Origin of the sequence: Streptomyces sp. HUAS 31 (genome assembly GCF_028198125.1) — a bacterium.
Taxonomy (GTDB): Bacteria; Actinomycetota; Actinomycetes; order Streptomycetales; family Streptomycetaceae; genus Streptomyces; species Streptomyces chartreusis.
This window is the reverse complement of sequence record NZ_CP116353.1, coordinates 3454748-3471421: the sequence shown is the minus strand read 5'-3', so window position 1 is coordinate 3471421 and position 16674 is coordinate 3454748. Positions and strand designations below refer to the sequence as shown.

Below are 16674 nucleotides of genomic sequence, written 5' to 3'. Positions count from 1 at the left end.
CCGATGCTCGGTGCTCCCCGATGTACTCGCACGTGACTGCTCGACCCATCCTCTCTGCGGTTGGCTTCGCAATCGAGAGCGGACAAGCTGTGAGTAGTTCACTGCCCATCGAGTGGGCGAAGCAGGGGGTGACGACTTGTCGTTAACTGCGCGGCATGCGGTGCGGGGCTTGCTGGATGCGACTCTGACGGATCTTGGGTGTGGGTGGTCTTGGGAAGCAGTGCATCGAGTGCGGCCACGTGTTGATCTGACTTGTCCCGAGTGTGGACACCGCGTACATGCCAAAGTCTCACCTCGGCGAACGCGATACTTCGCACACGACCCAAGCGGGCCCAACTGCGTAATGGCGGGGGAGTCCTTAGAGCATCACCTGCTGAAGCTGGAGCTGACCACTGCCATTCGCGCGGCGGGACACCAAGCAGAGTTAGAGGTGCGCGGTCCAGGTGGTCATTGGCGTGCCGATGTGTTGTCGTCCTCCCCGGATGGCGCTGTCCAGATGGCATGGGAGGTGCAGCTATCCGCGATCACACTCCAGGAGATCCATGAGCGCACCCAACACCTTGCTGCCGACGGCGTTGGCGTTTGCTGGGTGTCCACGCGCCTGCTGCCTTGGCATGGTGCCGTGCCCTCGATAGTGGTCACTGCTCCGCCTACGGATGATCCGGACTGGCAAGTCACTGCAGGACCTGCCTTCTTTGAGATCGAAGAGTGTTATGTGCACGAGAAGCCCTGGCAGTGCCCTCTGAGGAAGCATGGCTTCTGGCACCACCTAGAAATCAAACTCTCGACGTTCGTGAGACAGGTTGTTGAGGGGGGCGTGGTGGTTCACCGACCTACGGAGCAGATCCATATGAGCGGCTGTTCCTGGTCGGAAGTGTGGAGCTCGCCTCATCACCTCGCCGTCGCGGCACGATTTGGCGAAGATGAACGAGAGGGGCGGCAACGACAGGCCCGGGAGAACTTGGAGTGGCGCGCCCGCAAGTCGCCCGAGGCCAACCGCATTTTAGTTAAAGAGTGGCAGGAGAACCTCCCAGAAGGCACATGGCAGGCCCTGCACTCCGCGGTTGTCGAATGGATACGTGCGGAGACAGAAAAGGAACCATCATTTAGGCCCCACTGGGTCGCCTGGAACTGGGCATGTGGAGTGCCAGTCTGCGTCGACGGGCGGCCATACGGAGTCATTCATCCTGACCCCTCCAAGGTTGACTGGAAGCTCCTGACGCGGATGGTCATCTTCGTTGCCAGCGACACCGCTCGACAGACCCTGCTCCGCTCGGCTCCGGAGGGCACCCGCGTCGTAGCGTTGTTGCCGTAGCGACCGCCGGGCGACGTGAACACGGCTCCGGAGGGCGCTTCGGTCACACTAAACGTTGCTGGTCAGAGCAACGTCTGTGACCTGCTGAGCTGGGCCCGTCCACAGATAGTCCGCGACGCCCTGCCAGACAGCTCATCCCTCAACTCCGCTAGTGACGAGGAGACTTCGTCTCGCCCTTCTTGCGAACCTGACATACTCTCAAGCCGTGATCGACAGCGCGTGGGGGTGCGGGAGTGACGCAGGAGCAGTTCGACTGGCTCTCTGAGGCCATATCGACCTTCGGTGCGTCGTGCAAGGACATGGTGAACGGACCGGGCGACCCCGAGGCGTCCATCCGTCCGCCGCTGCAGAAGCTCCTAGAGACCGTGGGCAGTCACGATGCCATGGACGGCGTTCTATGGCACTCTGAAACGCCTCTGCGCGATGTAGGTGTGCGCCCCGACTATGCGGTTGAGGTTCACGGCGACATCGTCGGCTACATCGAAGTCAAGCGCCCTGGTCATCCGGTTGATCCGGAGAAGTTCACGGGGCGTAACAAGAGGCAGTGGGAGCGACTGCGCGACCTGCCGAACGTGCTCTACACAAACGGCACAGAATGGCGGCTCTTCCGCACCGGGGAGCAGATCGGCACTCCGGTCGTCTTCGAGGGCGATTTGGCCAGCGCGGGACGCTCGTTAACCGCCCGTGAGCCTGCAGCGTTCAGTAGTCTCCTCAGGACCTTCCTGCACTGGGTTCCCGAGCCAATCCGTCAAGCTTCCGCCCTGGTCCGGCGCACTGCGCCGCTGTGCCGCCTCCTGCGCGCGGCGGTCCTGGAGCAACTGGAGTTCGAGGGAAGGTATGCAGCGGAGGGCGCGCGACCCGAGGAGTTGCGGTTCACAGGACTGAAGAACGACTGGCGCAAGCTGCTCTTTCCGACGGCCGATGATGCCACCTTCGCCGACGGCTACGCCCAGGCAGTGACTTTCGCGCTGTTGCTGGCACGAACCGAGGACATCTCCTTGAAGGGGGTGGGGCTGCATGAGGTTGGTCGGCGGCTGGATGCCGGACATGCCCTGATGGGCAAGGCCCTTCAGCTCCTCACCGACAACATCACGGTGAGCTTCGAGGTCAGCCTCGATCTGCTCATTCAGGTGATCGACGCAGTTGACTGGGCAGCGATTCGTAAGGGCCGGCGGGATGCATATCTGCACCTGTACGAGTCGTTCCTGGAGGTGTACGACGAGAAGCTGCGGCAGAAGAGCGGCTCGTATTACACCCCGCGCGAGGTGGTCGAGGAGATGGTTCGCCTCACCGAGGACGTGCTGCGTACCCGCTTGAGCCGCTTGGACGGATACGCGGACGAGAGCGTGCGCATCGTCGACCCGGCAATGGGGACGGGCACTTACCTTCACGCGGTTATCGAGCATGTCGCCGCCTGGGCGGCGGAGAACATCGGCCCCGGAGCAGCGCCAGATGCGATAGGCGATCTGGCGAAGCGCCTGATCGGTTTCGAGCTGCAGATGGGACCCTTCGCCGTCGCAGAGCTGCGGACTTCTGATCTGCTTAAGCGGCATCAAGCGGTCGCACCGCCGGATGGAATGAAGCTGTTTGTCAGCGATACGTTGGACGACCCGTATCTGGCTGAGGAAACCCTTGCCTCGACGTACGGGGTGATCTCAGAGTCCCGTAAGCGGGCGAACCGGGTGAAGGCCAGCACGCCGGTCACAGTCGCGATCGGTAACCCGCCCTACGACGACAAGGCCAAGGGCCGCGGCGGCTGGGTCGAGAAGGGCACACCCGCACAGGGCGTGGCTCCCATCGAGGCATTCAAGTGGCCTGGCAACGGCCGCTATGAGCATGTGCTGAAGAACCTCTACGTCTACTTCTGGCGCTGGGCCACGTGGAAGGTCTTCGACGCCCATCCGCAGGACCAGCAGGGAGTCGTCTCCTTCATTACGCCCTCCGGCTTCACCACCGGGCCCGGCGGGCGCGGCATGCGGGACTATCTGCGGCGCACCTGTGACGAGGGCTGGATCATTGACCTGTCTCCGGAAGGGCACCGCCCGGATGTGGCCAGCCGGATCTTCCCGGGTGTCGCTCAGCCACTGGCCATCTGCATCTTCGTCCGCAGCAAAGACACGGATCCTGAGCGGCCCGCCCGTATCCACTACCGCGCCGTGCACGGCAAGCGAGGCGCCAAGTACCGCCAGCTCAAAGAGATCCGACTCGACGACGACGGCTGGCAGGACACGCACTCGGATGCCACCCGCCCCTTCCGTCCGACCACCGAGACGGGGTGGGAAGACTACCCCGCTCTCGACGATCTTTTCCGTTGGGGAAACCCGGGCATCAAGGCCAACCGCTCCTGGGTGAACGGCCCCAGCAAGCAGGTGCTTGAGAAGCGATGGGCGCGGCTGATCCATGAGGACGACCCGGTCAAGAAGGCGGAACTACTCAAGGAGACAGGAGACCGTTCACTGCACGACAGCAGGGCTCCGTTGTACGGACAGCCTGAGCACCTCCGGTCACTTGCGGACGAAACAGACCTGACGCCTGACCTGGTACCCATCGCCATGCGCAGCTTCGACCGGCAGTGGCTGATCTCCGACAGCCGTGTCGTCGACCGCCCCCGCCCTGAGTTGTGGGAAGCCATGCAGCCGGATCAGCTCTTCCTGAACCAGCAGTCCTCGCACGAGATCGAAACCGGTCCGGCGATCGTCGCCACGTCCCTGCTCCCCGACACCCACCATTTCAACGGCCGCGGTGGCAAGATCATGCCGATCCTCCACCCGGACGGCACCCCCAACGTGCACCCGCGTCTCCTCGCCTACCTCGCCGCCGAACTTGGCCTCGACCACGTCACGGTGCACGATCTGGCTGCATACGCGGCCGCTGTAGCCGGGCACGCCGGATTCACCAAGCGGTTTACCGAGGCGCTCCTCACCCCTGGCGTGCGGCTGCCGCTCACCCGCGATCCCGCCCTGTGGTGTGAGGCGGTACAACTGGGCAAACACCTCTTGTGGGCCTCGACGTACGGGGAGCGCTATGCCGATCCGGAGGATGGCCGACCGGCCGGAGACGTCCTCTTTCCGCTAGGAGATGCGCGCCGGCTCCGCTACGACCAGTACATAGGAACGGAAGTCCCCGCCGAAATTCGGTATGCCGAAATGACCGGCACCCTGCACTTGGGCGGCGGGCACGTCAGCCCTGTCCCCGCCGACGTATGGAACTACGACGTCGGCGGCATGCAGATCATCAAGAAGTGGTTCGGCTACCGAAAGGCCAACCCCAACAGCCGCAAGACCAGCCCCTTGGACGACCTGCATGTCGAGTCCTGGCCGGCCAACTGGTCGCGGGACCTGATCGAACTGCTCTCCGTGCTGCGTCGGCTTGTTGACCTCGCCCCCAGACAGCAGGACCTGCTGGACCGTATCCTTGCGGCTCCCACGATTACGGCAGTCGACCTTGAGGGGGTCGGCATCCTGCCGGTCCCCGACAAGGCCCGCAAACCCCACCGCCGAGTCGAACTCCCCATCGAGGCCGGTGAGGAGGAGGCATAGGCGCGGTCAGTGGCCCCGGCGCTCTACGTATGCCACTGCCTCCGTCACGCTCCATGCACCGTTGGCGAGCTGGCGGAGTGCGTGCAGTTCTGCATCGAGTGAGGGTGTGCGTCGCTGGAGGTCGTCCGCGAAGAGGCTCACCTCGACCAGTCGCGCCGAAAGCACGGCGCATTCGGCTTCGAAGTGCACTGCCCTCCCGTGCGGCGTGATGGCCAGACGCTCACCCTTGACCTCCAGCAGCCCCATCCAGCTGAGAGTTCGCACGTCGTCCGCGATGCTCGCTTCTTCGAGGTCTCGCACCGCCACCGCCATGGGATCGGTATCGGGGTGTGAGACTTCGGCGAGCATGAGGTGTTGCAGAAGTTGAAGCTGCGAAGGGGAGAGAGCTGAGTGCACGGTTGCATGTCTAGCAGCACAGAGGGGCAGTCCCGTGCATCAGGGCCGAGTTCGACACAACTTCCACCTGAAATAGATCTATATCCCCAGCCTGCCCGGGGCTCTGTGCGCATCGCCTGTCCGTGAAGGCGTCGCCCCCACCAACGGCTACCCACCAGCTCTCGAGCCCCTTTTTGCCGTGAAGAGGGCATGCCCTGGACCGCAGGCGCTCTGCGTGATCAGTTGGAGCCGGGCTGTTCTTGATCAGGTGCCGAAGCGACTGGGAGTCGACGCTTGGCCTTGGCCCGCTGCGCATCTCACCTGTTGTGATGGTTCGCAGATACGCGAAGGTGTCCGTGCTGCCGGTCGACGGTGTCACGAAGTTGGACACCCACGGTGTGCGACTGAGACGCTCCCGCGGCTTGGCCCTCTGTCCGTACGCGTGTTTCTCCTTAGCTAACTCTCTCCCTGATCCTTCAGCGTGCGACTCAGCTTGGCGAGGTGTGGGTTCGACGGATCGCGTTCCAATCCCTTTCTCACGATTTCGCTCGCACGCATCGCATCCTTCGCGTAAATGAAAAGCCATGCTAGGAACCCGAGTTCAGAAGGGGTGGCCTCGTCAATTCGATCGTCCATCAAGCTGATAAGATTCATGACGGCGAGATGGCGGGCTTCAGGGTCCATCTGGATCAGTTGATTGCTTTGCGCATGAGCAAAACAGCTAGCCGCGTTAGCGATCTCCGAATACTCCACCCCCGGAATCTCGGCCAGGAGGGTGCGTGCATTCAGTTCACCGGCAACATCCGACAAGCGCCGATTGATCCCGATCAGCTTTCGAAGCGCTCTAACGCTTTCGCTATCTTTCTCCAAGAATCGTTCAATTGACGTTCTGGCTCTTACCCAGTCCTCTTCCTTTGGGCTCTCCATGTAGAACTCTGCAATTCTCATCCAAGCGTCAGGATACTGATCAGCAACGTACTCCAGAGCCCGCATCTGAGTCTCATAGCTTTCGGTGCGCAACCGGAGTGCGTCGATGACTTTAATCATTCGCTCGACACGAGGAGCCATGCCCCGGGTAACATCGATGACTTGCATTGGGCCGAATTGCTGGATGAGGGCTGTATCAGCGAGGACTGCAGCCCTAAAGGGACTAAGCTTGAGTTTGCTCTGACCGAAGACGCTAGCGGTGACAGGCGTGCGTAGAAACTCATCTCCTTGCTGATCCGTGACAACTTCAATCATCGAGTAGCGCTCAAGCTGACTCAGAGCATCGCTTACATCGATTGTGTCATTCTGCGGCCTGAGCAGCGCTGCTTCGAGGGCCATTCGTGGAACAAGCGACCGCCAGTTACTGAGGGTCAGAAATACGCGCTGCGCAGCCGGAGTCAAGAGCCCGTAAGACCGTTCAAACAGAGCTCTGAGTGAGTCCTCTTTGTTTAGGAAAAGGTGCTTAACGGGTACGGCCTTGCCTTCTCGCTGGGCATCACCTAGAAGTATTTTGGCAAAGTATGGGTGCCCGTCTGTTTCGTCGTAAAGCGACTCAATGTAGGTATGATTTAGAATGCCTTCGATTCCCAGTTTACGGGCAGTGTTCATCACGAGGTCTTCAAATTCGATGCGCTTGAGTCCGCGGATCTCCACTGGGAAGTCTGCTTTGAAATCCCGCATGCGTGTTGTTATGAGAACCTTGTTAGGGCTCCGCACGTAAGAATCGATGAACTGGTAAAGCTCAATTGGATGTGCAGCCGTCTCGAAGTTGTCGAAAACTAGCAAAAGACGTCGATTCGGATCGCGCTCAGAGAGGCTTTGGGCGAGATACTCGGCTGCTTTGAACCCCTTCTCCTTGAATGAGCTGGGGTGCATCAACGCGGCGAATTGCCTTGCAATGTCTTCTTTCGAGAGGACTGCGGGACGAACCGGTTTGGGTCCGGTAGGTAGCAGGTCAATATCGCGAGAGCTAAACCAAAGAATGGCGAAGTAGTCGCCGGCCTCGGCTAGTTTATGGAGAACCTCAAGTGCGAGCGAAGTTTTGCCGATCCCGCCCCGTCCGACGAGAGTAACAATTGGATAGCGGTCAACTTCTTTAAGGAGGGCGATTACTTCATCTTCTATGTCAGGTCGTCTGATGTAATCTGGCAGGCCCGGGGGAATATTGGCAAACGAGTTTCCCTCGACATCGAGATTCGGATTGCCCTCGGTTTCGCTGGGGGGAAGCGACTCGGGTGGCGTTTGGTAAGCTTCTGCGCTTTGCCGATGCCGAGTGTCCGAAATATAGGAGAGCAGCTCATAGCTTGCGGTGAGGACCTGAGTCGATTTCGGCTTGTATCCACCATTAGCGACGAATATATCTTGGACGTCGACGTCGCTCGAAATTAGCGGAACGGCCAGCAGATGGTCAGCTATCCCAATGTAGACGCCGTCCTGATACGCGTGGTCTCTTTCGCTCTTAAGATGTGAATACCTCTCCGCATTTCCGGCAATCAGGGAAACTCGATATTTTCCAGAAATATTCCGATGGAGATATATCCATGGTGTAGAAAATATTGAGCAGCCCATTAGGAGTGCTGTTATCGACTTTTCTAGGAGTGGCGCGGCTGCGGAGCACTTCACTCCAGTGATTGCGCCATGTCCCCTCGTTCTATTGCGCAGTGCGGCAAACGCTGTCGCCCACCATTGAATGCTGGACTTCCGTGGAGCTTCCTCTAGGGTGCCGTCGATAGATTTCGTCGCAGCGCTCAGTGCGTCAATTGCGGTACGTTGCCATGAATCTGACCCGTGGGGGAAGTTCTCCGTAAACTCGCGTACGAACGGGCGCGCATCAGTGGCAATAAAGGCACTAGCAGGCCCCACGAGAACCTCACTGAAAGCGCGACCCCACTCGCCGATCCCGTCTGCTCGAGAGAGTTGGTATTCAATTTTATAGCGCTGCCGATCACGATCACTCTCAACGCAGGCCAAAGTGGCCACAGTCATGAGTTTTACAGCGAGTTCGCCCAGCAGCATGAGATCATGGAAGTATGCAATATCTGAATCGAGCTTGCTCTGCTCGACGCGCTGCCACATCCGATCGAGGATTTTGGAGTCGAAGGTCGTCATATGCCCCCCAGCATGAAGAACTCGGCCAAAACAATCAGAACCCACCAACAACTCGCCGCGCTAGTGGGCCTGTGACTCACTGAGCAATCATACGTAACAGACGCTCGTTGTGTGACACGCGTCGCCACTTTGCATCGTGGCTGAAGGGGCGGGCCGTGTTCGTCGAATGGGAGTTTGATTATCGGGTCTTGCCTCAAGTGCGAGGTGTTCGAGCCGACCATGCCCTGAGGGTCAGGCGGGCAGCAGGACCGCTCCATCTTTATTCGTCAGTGTAAGTCGCTTGATCCCTAAATGCGAATTATGGGCGCGGTGGTTGCTGAGGTCTGTCAGGCACGCCAGACGGTCGATCAGGGCCAGTGATGGTCGGGGTTGGTTGCGATGGTTGGTGTACTTCGCTGCTGTACAACCACCAGCCTTGCCAGCCGCCACCGCTTTCCGAGCGAGGCTGGTTGGGGGCAGGGCTGACCTGCGGCCTTGCCGTCCTGGGCGGCTCTGCTGCTGGGTGCTTAGGGGCACCGGAGTTCCTCGTGAGTCCCCGCCTGTTCTGGCACGGAATTGGCCCTAGTTGGAGATCGCGTTCAAGCGCCGTCGTTGCTGACGGAGGGTTCGGCGCTCGCGGAGTTGCTAGACGTGCCTTCGGTGGTGGTCCGTGTGGCGCGCAAGGCCACCAAGGCTGTGATCAGGCCAGCAACGGCAGTCACCAACCCTGTGACAGCGCTGATGATCGCGACAGCAGCGCTTACCGCTACTGGTTCATCCTCGGCGGCGGACCCCATGGCTTCTGCAGCCTGCGGTTGAAGATAGCTGGAGAGCGCAAGCACAAAGAGCAGTACTGAGAGGGTCCACAACCACTGTGATATAGCCCTGAGAGCCTTGTCGTTCACGTCCAGGACGATACAAGGCGATTACCCGTGAGGTCGGCGGAACGACTTTGGCCGGGAGCTGCTTTGGCGCGAGTGATCATGGCCCCGTAAGCTTCCGGCGAGTCGGGCAGTCTGTGGACCTGCCCGGTAAAGCACGACGTTGGGGCCATGATCTTCGAGGCTCGCGCCAAAGTGGCTGGCTAAAGTCGTGGAGCCGACCGCCCCAGCCACGACGGGGTTCTCCCCTTCTCATGGCTGCGTCCGCCGTCCGGCCGGTGACCTGGTGCGGGATCAGCGGGCCGCATGAACGCCCGCGCATCTGGCAGCGTCGGTCCGCATGCGACCACCACGATCCGGCCTCTTTCGGCGACACAAAGCGTCTTTGACCTGCATCGTTGGGGATCACATCTGCCCCCGTGCCCGTGTTGGAATGTGGCCGCTGCGTGTGGCGACGGACGGGCGGCGACGTGCGGCCGGTGGCGAAGACATGGAGGCGGCACGGCGGCGACCGGCCGGCGCCGCCGCGCTTGCGCGGCCCTCGGTTTGATCCGACCTACTGGTGTAGGCAACCGGGTGGAAAGGGGTGCGTGGTGGTCTTGGACGCCGGGGCGTTGAGGTCCGGCTGCTGTTGCGTCTTTCCTCCTCTGAGGTCGGATCGTGGTGGTGGCATGCGGGCCGTGAGCGGCCATTGATGCGCTTGGGCGGAGTGCGAGGCGGTCGGGTTGGCGATGATTGATGAGCGCCGTTGGCCGATGTCGGCGACGGCTGAAAAGTGGACCAGGGGCGGCGCATGAGCGAGCGCAGCGAGCCTTGATGAAGTAGGGAAACTCTGTCCGCGTCGCCGCACGTGGCGTATGTCTTGTCTCGGTTGATGCTTGACGCTGTGGCCTCACCTGATGCTTGACACCGCTTGCCTCGGTTTGGCTGTGCGCCTGGATTGGGCGCATGGGGAGGGCCGAGGCCGACGAGGCGTACATCGTCTAGGTCGCCAAGATGCGACCCAGGAAGTCCGGGGTGGACACTCTTAGCAAGACACCAGTGTTTCTCGAAGTCGATCAGAGGAGTGATCGCCATGACCGAGGAACTGGTCCCTCCGCTCACGGTCGTCCGCCCCGGCGAGGGCGCCGAGGGCTTCCTCGGTTCCATAGGGGTGGTCTTCAAGCTCTGGGGTGCCGATACCAACGGCGCCTTGTCGGTCGTCGAGCACCCGTTCCCGGTCGGCGCGATGGTGCCGCCGCACCTGCACACCCGCGAGGACGAGTACTCGATCGTCACCGAAGGCGAGATCGGCTTCCGCTCTGGCGACCGCGAAGCCGTGCTGGGCCAGGGCGGCTACATCACCAAGCCGCGCGGCGAGCTGCACGCCATGTGGAACGCCGGTTCAGTCCCTGCCCGCATGATCGAGATCATTAGCCCGGCCGGTTTCGAGAACTGCTTCCGCGAGATGGCCGAGATGCTCGCCGACGGCCCGCCGCCGTCCGCGGACGCGATCCCGGCACTCGTGGCCAAGTACGGGCTCGAATTCGGCCAGCCGGAGTGGCTGCCGGACGTCATCGCGCGGTTCGGGCTGACGCCGCCGCCGGGAGCGTAAACTCACAACCCGCTGACCAGCCAGAACACCGCCCCAGGCCGCTGAACTACGCGGAACGCGGGCTTCGCCAAAGCCGACTATCTGACCCACAGTTGCCTACTGCCGCGGCGCACGATCTGCTGCAGCTTCTGCCCCACCTGGTCGGTCAGTCTGTGCACACGAACAGGCTCAGCCACCCGTGGCTCCAGAGGTCGGATCGACGGTCACCGCAAATTCAACGCCACGACCACCAACCCGGCGAACCTTTGCGGTCACAGCACTAGATCACGGCGCTTCGCTCGGCCAAGTTGCGCAGCGACTCGGGGACACGAGGGTCTGAGAGTTGGATCAAGTCCCGGATGACCTCGCGGGCCAAGTGGTGATCGTGGATCTGTTCGGGCGCCAGGGTCTCGGCCTCCATGAGTGCGGCTGTGGCCTCGCCGACGTGTCGCCGCTGCGCGTGTGCCCGCGCCACGTCAAGCAGGAAACGTGACTGCCGTTCGGGCGAAAGACCCGATGCGTCAACGTGCTTGGCTACCTCCAGGGCAAGCCCCGCGTCCCCCAATTCCACTGCCGTGCTTACGGCGTGGATCTCGACGTTCGTCGGCCCGAACTCCGTGTCGAAGTCGTTGCGGTCCTCGCCCAACCGCGCCGCAACTCCGCGCGCTCGTTCGATGTGCTCATGGGTCCGCCCTCGGTTGCCCTCTCTCGCATTGATCACCGCAAGGACGAGGTTCATGGCGCCGAACAGCGACAGCTCTTCCGGCGGGCAAGCCGGGGCCTCTGTCCTTGGGCCCATGACGGCCGCAGCTGATTGCGCTGCCTGCTCGGCCTGGTCCATATGCTGCTGCCGCATGAAGGCGTGGGCCATTCGGAACAGACTCGCGACGACTTCCAACGGCTGTCCTGCGAGTTCGGCCGCCTGTAGTGCTCGGTCGGCCGCGACCCATGCTGCGTCTGCCTGGTCTTGCCGGGTGAAGCTCGCCGCGGCCACTTGGTACGCCTTGGCGCGTAGGGCATGAAGTTCCATGCGGTCGCCTGCCGGCGCGTGGCGTACTGCGGTCTCGATGCTCGGGAGTAGCTTGGCGATGTGATCGCTCAGCGCCGCATAGCGCGATGCGTGCACCAGAGTCCATGCCTCGTCGACTTGCTGACGGAAGTCGGCAATCGAGGGAGTCGGTTCGGTCGGGGACTCCTGGAAGAGGCTGCCAAGCGCGGGGTGACCGGTAAGGGCTACCCGTAGTCCGTCGAGGTCGTTGCTCTTCGTCTGATCCTCTGGCTCGGCTTCCTCTACGGTGCCGGCGGCTTCCGGCCGTAGATCGCGCACAGGCACGTTGAGTGCGTCGGCGAGAGCCTGAAGGACCGACAGGCGCTCAACGGGCTGTACGCCCCTTTCGACCTGCGACACCCAGCTCTCGGAGCGGCCCATTGCGGCAGCGAGGTCGCTTTGGGACATGCCCGCGGCGCGACGCAGCTCCTTAACTCTCTGGCCGGCAGTCTTGGTGTCTGAACCTGTCACTTCTCAGCTCCGGCGGGGTACTTGCCGGCATACGGCTGAAGGCGGTCAACCTCGGTCTTCTTGACGTACTTGGAGCGCTCGGCCAGGAAGTGACGCGTGTGAGGCTGACGCTCGTGCTCCTCGAAGGCTGCGCGATCGGCGTACAGCTCGAAGAAGATCCGCTCGTTGGGCGCGCCCTCGACCTCGTGGCATGCATAGACCAGCGTGCCGGGCTCGTGCGCCCGGATTCCCGCGGTGGTCTCTCTGATCAATGCGTCGAACGCCTCGCCTGCTCCATCGCGCAACGTGAAGCGAACAAAAAGCCCATAGGTGTTCATTTCTCCACCTTTCCTTGTCGCACTCAGTCTCGCAGACTCGGAGTTCTCCTACTAGTCGCAGTTTTTCTGTTGACCCGCAGTTTTTCTGCGAGTAGCTTCGGTGGTGTCGCAACAACAAGCCGCCCCGGACTGCGTGCCATCCGCCAAGATCACAACGCAGCCCGGGGCTCATCCCAAAAGGGAGTTCCATCATGCAGCAGATCCCCGTGGACACCGCCGGCGCGACTTTGATGGTGGCTCAGCCGCCTCAGCCGAAGTACGTGAACCAGAAGACCCAGGAGCGGGCTGCGGACCGGCAGACCGGCGAGTTCCTGGTGACGCTGGACGTGCTGTTCGTGATGAACGGCAACGCCGAGGTCGTCAAGGTCACCGTGGGCGAGTCGGCCATCTCCGGTGAGCTCGCGATGGGTACCCAGGTGGCGTTGACCGGTCTGGTGGCGCGGCCGTGGGAGAACGAGTTCAACGGCCAGAAGCGGCACGGCATCAGCTTCCGCGCGGTCGCGGTCACCGCCGTGGACGCCGGCGGCGCGAACAACCTGAAGGCGGCCTGACCGTGAAGTGGTTAATGATCGCCGTCGTCCTGGATATTGCCGGGTTGGCGCTGCTGCTTCGGTGGCGCTTCCCCGCCTGGTTCTGGATGACCTTTGGTGTCGTCTACGCCACGGCTAAGGTCCGTATCCGCTATGCGTCGGTCATGGATGCCTGTGACCTGACGGTGCCCGCCTCCCGGTTCCGGCTGTGGCTGGCCCGGCTCTTCAAGTGGCAGACGCCGCGCCAGCGCGTCCCTCGCCTCATGTGGATCAAGCCGACGCGGACTGGCCTGCGGCTGCGGATCCGGATGATGCCGGGACAGGACACCTTCGACTACTCGGCGGCCGTCGACCGGCTGCGGCATGCCTTCGGCGTCCACCAGGTCACCTCCCGCGAGATCAAGCCGGGAGTGGTCGAGATCGCGACGACCGGTTACGACGTGCTTAAGCGGGTGCAGATGCCGGCGCGCACCGAGCGGGGTGAGTTGCGTATCCCGGTCGCTCTGTGTGAGGACGGCTCGGTGCATTACCGCGACTACAGGGAGGTGCCGCACTCAGTCACCCTCGGCGCGGTCGGTTCCGGCAAGTCCGTCACGCAACGCCGGGTCATCAAGGAACTCGCCGCACAGCGTGTCGCGCTGGTGGGCATCGACTGCAAGAACGGCGTGGAACTCTCTCCGCTGGCCCGCCGGTTCTCGGCGCTCGCGGACAACCCGGATGATGCGGCCGATCTGTTGGAAGCGCTGGTGGCGCGCATGGAGGCGACGTATCAGGTGATCCGTCGGGAACAGCGGATCAGCGCCGACACCCCGGATGCGGAGATCACCGCGAACATCTGGGGCCTGCCCGAGTACCTGCGGCCGGTGCCGGTGGTGCTCACCATCGACGAGATCGCCGAACTCGCCCTGTTCACCACCACGGCGGAGAAGAAGCGGCGTGAGCGCATCATCGTCGCCCTGGTCCGCCTGGCCCAGCTCGGCCGCGCCGCCGGTATCTTCCTGGACATCTACGGTCAGCGCTTCGGCTCCGAACTCGGTGACGGCATCACCATGCTGCGCGCTCAGCTCACGGGTCGTATGGCGCATCGGGTCAACGACGAGTCGTCCGCGAAGATGGCGTTCGGCGACGTGTCCCCGCACGCGGTGTTCGCTGCCACGCAGATCCGTAACGACCGGCCCGGCATGGCTGTGGTCGGCCACTCCAACGGCGACTGGACCCGCATCCGGGCCCCGCACACGTCGATGCGGGAAGCCGTGACCGCCTGCAACAGGCACGCCGGCCTCACCCCGGACATCCCGGAGCTGGCCCGCTTCCGGCCCGTGCTCGACCTCGACCCGGTCAAGGCGCCCGCGACGGTCGAACCGTTCGCCGAAGCCGCCTGACCCCCCTGCCCATCCCGGTCGGCGTGACCGTCTCACGCCAGGTCCCTAACCGTCCCATGCCCGAAACAGGAGGCGTCATGAGCAACCGCGAGAGCTTCGCCGATGACCGGTCTCGCCTCTCGAAGTTCAGCAACGACATCCGCAAGTACGAGAGCTGCCAGGGCGCGGACGACTTTTCGAAGGTCGTCGGTGGCGCCTTGCATGCCCAGCACACCAGTGACCGTGCTGAGCAGGGCTCCGGCTACCCCCACCGCTACCCGAAGTAGGAGGACGCCGACCATGTGCCCCAACTGCGAGGACTTCGCTCGCACCGTCGTCCTACTCGGCCAACTCGCCCTCTACGCCGACACCTTCGAAGCCGACCAGGACTTCGTGGATGCCGTGGGCCCGTGCCTGGCAGCGTCGCTGCCCGAGCCGCCGCCCGGGACCTTCCCGCCCGGCTATGACCCGAACGAGGGCCCCGAGTGCCCCGGCCAGGGGTGGTGACCGTGCCCACCGCGAGGAAGCCGAACGCCCGCAGCAAGGCCACCGTGCCACAGCCGGAGAAGTGCAAGCCGTGCAACGGCACCGGAGAGGTCTCCCGCACCGTCCACGTCGGCCGCAAGCGCCGCCCCGTCGGCCAACAGACAGGCCTGTGCCTGGCCTGCCTCGGCTCCGGCGAAACCGCCGACTGAACCCCGCCGGGGCTGGGCGGCCGGACTCGATCCCCGCCCCGCCCCGGCCCAACCCCGCAAGGGAGGTGACGACATGACTCGCTCGATCCGCCCGGACGCCGTCCTTATTCAGGCTGTGATCGCCGGTGCGCTGTCCTTCGCCCACCTGCACGACCTTGCCCAAGCCGCCGGACAGACCGGCTGGAAAGCCTGGGCCTATCCGGTCTCCGTCGACCTGCTGCTCGTGGCCGCATGGCGCCGGCTGCGCTCGGACGGCCCTTCCCGGCTGGCCTGGTGCTGGTTCCTGGTCGCCTTGGTCGCCTCGCTCGGCGCGAACGTCGCCACCGCCGGCTTCCTCGACATGGAACACCCGCCCGCCCTGCTCCGCCTCGGCGTCGCCGGCTGGCCCGCGCTCGCCTTCCTCGGCGGCACCCTGCTCGCCCACGCCCCCACACTCCGCCCGGCACCCGCCGACCACGACCATGCCCCGGACGCTCCTGAACCGGCCACGGTGACGCGCGCCCCCGAGCCGGCTGCCGAACCCGAGACGCTCCCGGCCGCGGAACCGACCCCGGCCCTGCCCGAAGCCCCCGCGGCTCCGGCTATTGAGGCCCCGCCGGCGCTCGTGGCGCATGCTCGCCGGCTCGCCGATGACCACCGGGCGCGCACCGGCTCGCCGATCGACCTCGACACCCTGCGCGCTCGCCTCAACGTCCCGCCCGCCATGGCGGACGCTATCGCCGCCCAACTCGCCTGATTCTGAAAGGACTTGAAGGACATGGGCTTCCTCTTCCAGCGCCTCGTGCGCTACGGCCCCGTCGAGATCGGCCGTGCCCTCACGCGGGACGGCGAGAAGGGCTTCGTCGCCTCCTGCACCGCCGATCAGTGCGGTTGGTCGGCCGAGTACTCCAGCTACGGCGCCGTGTGCATCGCGGCCAAGGGCCACCACTGCCGGATCAAGAGCAAGTACGAGAACCGAGGGAGGTAACACCCGTGTCCGTGCCGCTGTGGTTCTTCATCGCCTGCCTGGCCGTGGTCGGCGTCAAGCTTGTCCGCCCGCCGCTGTGGCTCGTGCTCGTCCTGCTGATCGGCGGCTACATCCTCGCCGGCAGCCTGCTCGCCCCGACCATCGACCCGTTCGTCAAGTAACCAGCCCTGGAGAGGAGTTCACCCATGCTTCGCCCCAAGATTCCAACCATGCCCACCCCGACCGGCCACACCGCCCCGCCTGCCGTGGTCGAGCCGACCGCCGTTATTCCGGCCGCCCAGACCCCACCGCCTGTCCCGGTGGCGCCGGCGCCGTCCCGTCCGGTGGTCCAGCTCACCCCCGGCACCGCGCTTGCCCTCGTCGGCGGCGGCACCGTCGTGGTCCTCGTCGTCGGCGCCGTCCTGGTCTCCATGCTCCTCGCGGTCGCCATCACCGGCGCCTCGGTCGCCGTGTGCGCCGTCGTCCTGCGCTCCCTGCTCGCCTCCGACGCGAAGCGACGCTGACCGGCCCCCGGAGCGGCCTCGGTC

General features: G+C 63.6%; 17 protein-coding genes and 1 pseudogene. 13 read left to right on the top strand and 5 right to left on the bottom strand.

The window, feature by feature from the left end:
- Positions 1 to 343: 343 nt before the first annotated feature.
- The 3 genes and pseudogenes from PGH47_RS43250 to PGH47_RS15255 form a co-directional block, all read left to right on the top strand.
- A pseudogene (locus tag PGH47_RS43250) lies at positions 344 to 583 on the top strand (competence protein CoiA family protein); the annotation flags it as partial.
- 39 nt (positions 584 to 622) lie between these two features.
- The gene (locus tag PGH47_RS15260; RefSeq protein ID WP_271663892.1) at positions 623 to 1315 is read left to right on the top strand and encodes a hypothetical protein; all 693 of its coding nucleotides are present in this window, start codon (positions 623 to 625) and stop codon (positions 1313 to 1315) included.
- Between the two features lie 233 nt (positions 1316 to 1548).
- The gene (locus PGH47_RS15255) at positions 1549 to 4854 is read left to right on the top strand and encodes a type ISP restriction/modification enzyme (protein WP_271663891.1); all 3306 of its coding nucleotides are present in this window, start codon (positions 1549 to 1551) and stop codon (positions 4852 to 4854) included.
- A gap of 6 nt (positions 4855 to 4860) precedes the next feature.
- Here PGH47_RS15255 and PGH47_RS15250 read toward each other — a convergent pair whose 3' ends face one another.
- From PGH47_RS15250 to PGH47_RS15240, 3 genes are all read right to left on the bottom strand, one after another.
- A complete protein-coding gene (locus PGH47_RS15250; protein WP_271663890.1) occupies positions 4861 to 5202 on the bottom strand; it encodes a hypothetical protein in 342 nt (113 codons plus the stop codon).
- A 483-nt stretch (positions 5203 to 5685) separates the two neighbouring features.
- Positions 5686 to 8325, bottom strand: coding sequence for a tetratricopeptide repeat protein (locus PGH47_RS15245; RefSeq protein ID WP_271663889.1), 2640 nt, complete (start codon positions 8323 to 8325; stop codon positions 5686 to 5688).
- A 578-nt stretch (positions 8326 to 8903) separates the two neighbouring features.
- Entirely contained in the window at positions 8904 to 9209 is a 306-nt protein-coding gene (locus PGH47_RS15240; protein WP_271663888.1) for a hypothetical protein, read from the bottom strand.
- Positions 9210 to 10260: 1051 nt separating this feature from the next.
- On the opposite strand from PGH47_RS15240, the gene PGH47_RS15235 reads away from it, so the two are divergent.
- A complete protein-coding gene (locus PGH47_RS15235; protein ID WP_271663887.1) occupies positions 10261 to 10779 on the top strand; it encodes a cupin domain-containing protein in 519 nt (172 codons plus the stop codon).
- Between the two features lie 259 nt (positions 10780 to 11038).
- Here PGH47_RS15235 and PGH47_RS15230 read toward each other — a convergent pair whose 3' ends face one another.
- Together PGH47_RS15230 and PGH47_RS15225 are read right to left on the bottom strand one after the other, a co-directional pair.
- Positions 11039 to 12277, bottom strand: coding sequence for a helix-turn-helix domain-containing protein (locus tag PGH47_RS15230; protein ID WP_271663886.1), 1239 nt, complete (start codon positions 12275 to 12277; stop codon positions 11039 to 11041).
- A complete protein-coding gene (locus PGH47_RS15225; protein WP_271663885.1) occupies positions 12274 to 12594 on the bottom strand; it encodes a putative quinol monooxygenase in 321 nt (106 codons plus the stop codon). Before PGH47_RS15225 ends, PGH47_RS15230 begins: the two co-directional genes overlap by 4 nt.
- A 191-nt stretch (positions 12595 to 12785) precedes the next feature.
- Here PGH47_RS15225 and PGH47_RS15220 point away from each other — a divergent pair, with 191 nt between their 5' ends.
- The 9 genes from PGH47_RS15220 (at position 12786) to PGH47_RS15180 (ending at position 16650) form a co-directional block, all read left to right on the top strand.
- On the top strand, positions 12786 to 13145 hold the full coding sequence (locus PGH47_RS15220) for an SCO3933 family regulatory protein (protein WP_271663884.1): 360 nt from the start codon (positions 12786 to 12788) through the stop codon (positions 13143 to 13145).
- A 14-nt stretch (positions 13146 to 13159) separates the two neighbouring features.
- Positions 13160 to 14506: an FtsK/SpoIIIE domain-containing protein gene (locus tag PGH47_RS15215; RefSeq protein WP_271668064.1), complete on the top strand. Its 1347-nt coding sequence runs from the start codon at positions 13160 to 13162 to the stop codon at positions 14504 to 14506.
- A gap of 77 nt (positions 14507 to 14583) precedes the next feature.
- The gene (locus PGH47_RS15210) at positions 14584 to 14772 is read left to right on the top strand and encodes a hypothetical protein (protein ID WP_271663883.1); all 189 of its coding nucleotides are present in this window, start codon (positions 14584 to 14586) and stop codon (positions 14770 to 14772) included.
- 13 nt (positions 14773 to 14785) lie between these two features.
- Complete coding sequence (locus PGH47_RS15205; protein WP_271663882.1) at positions 14786 to 14992, top strand: hypothetical protein; 207 nt, start codon at positions 14786 to 14788, stop codon at positions 14990 to 14992.
- A gap of 2 nt (positions 14993 to 14994) precedes the next feature.
- Positions 14995 to 15180, top strand: a complete 186-nt coding sequence (locus PGH47_RS15200) for a hypothetical protein (protein ID WP_271663881.1) — start codon at positions 14995 to 14997, stop codon at positions 15178 to 15180.
- A 73-nt stretch (positions 15181 to 15253) separates the two neighbouring features.
- Positions 15254 to 15916 (top strand): DUF2637 domain-containing protein, encoded by a 663-nt coding sequence (locus PGH47_RS15195; protein WP_271663880.1) that lies wholly within the window; start codon positions 15254 to 15256, stop codon positions 15914 to 15916.
- A gap of 21 nt (positions 15917 to 15937) precedes the next feature.
- On the top strand, positions 15938 to 16147 hold the full coding sequence (locus tag PGH47_RS15190) for a mobile element transfer protein (RefSeq protein WP_271663879.1): 210 nt from the start codon (positions 15938 to 15940) through the stop codon (positions 16145 to 16147).
- Positions 16148 to 16152: 5 nt separating this feature from the next.
- The gene (locus PGH47_RS15185; protein ID WP_250093016.1) at positions 16153 to 16308 is read left to right on the top strand and encodes a hypothetical protein; all 156 of its coding nucleotides are present in this window, start codon (positions 16153 to 16155) and stop codon (positions 16306 to 16308) included.
- Between the two features lie 24 nt (positions 16309 to 16332).
- Positions 16333 to 16650: a SpdD-like protein gene (locus tag PGH47_RS15180; protein WP_271663878.1), complete on the top strand. Its 318-nt coding sequence runs from the start codon at positions 16333 to 16335 to the stop codon at positions 16648 to 16650.
- The last annotated feature ends 24 nt before the right edge of the window (positions 16651 to 16674 follow it).

Coding starts and splice junctions, on each gene's coding strand:
- PGH47_RS15180 (WP_271663878.1), top strand. CDS start 16,333: ATGCTTCGCCCCAAGATTCCAACCATGCCCACCCCGACCGGCCACACC.
- PGH47_RS15205 (WP_271663882.1), top strand. CDS start 14,786: ATGTGCCCCAACTGCGAGGACTTCGCTCGCACCGTCGTCCTACTCGGC.
- PGH47_RS15215 (WP_271668064.1), top strand. CDS start 13,160: ATGATCGCCGTCGTCCTGGATATTGCCGGGTTGGCGCTGCTGCTTCGG.
- PGH47_RS15210 (WP_271663883.1), top strand. CDS start 14,584: ATGAGCAACCGCGAGAGCTTCGCCGATGACCGGTCTCGCCTCTCGAAG.
- PGH47_RS15250 (WP_271663890.1), bottom strand. CDS start 5,202: ATGCTCGCCGAAGTCTCACACCCCGATACCGATCCCATGGCGGTGGCG.
- PGH47_RS15195 (WP_271663880.1), top strand. CDS start 15,254: ATGACTCGCTCGATCCGCCCGGACGCCGTCCTTATTCAGGCTGTGATC.
- PGH47_RS15225 (WP_271663885.1), bottom strand. CDS start 12,594: ATGAACACCTATGGGCTTTTTGTTCGCTTCACGTTGCGCGATGGAGCA.
- PGH47_RS15235 (WP_271663887.1), top strand. CDS start 10,261: ATGACCGAGGAACTGGTCCCTCCGCTCACGGTCGTCCGCCCCGGCGAG.
- PGH47_RS15220 (WP_271663884.1), top strand. CDS start 12,786: ATGCAGCAGATCCCCGTGGACACCGCCGGCGCGACTTTGATGGTGGCT.
- PGH47_RS15245 (WP_271663889.1), bottom strand. CDS start 8,325: ATGACGACCTTCGACTCCAAAATCCTCGATCGGATGTGGCAGCGCGTC.
- PGH47_RS15190 (WP_271663879.1), top strand. CDS start 15,938: ATGGGCTTCCTCTTCCAGCGCCTCGTGCGCTACGGCCCCGTCGAGATC.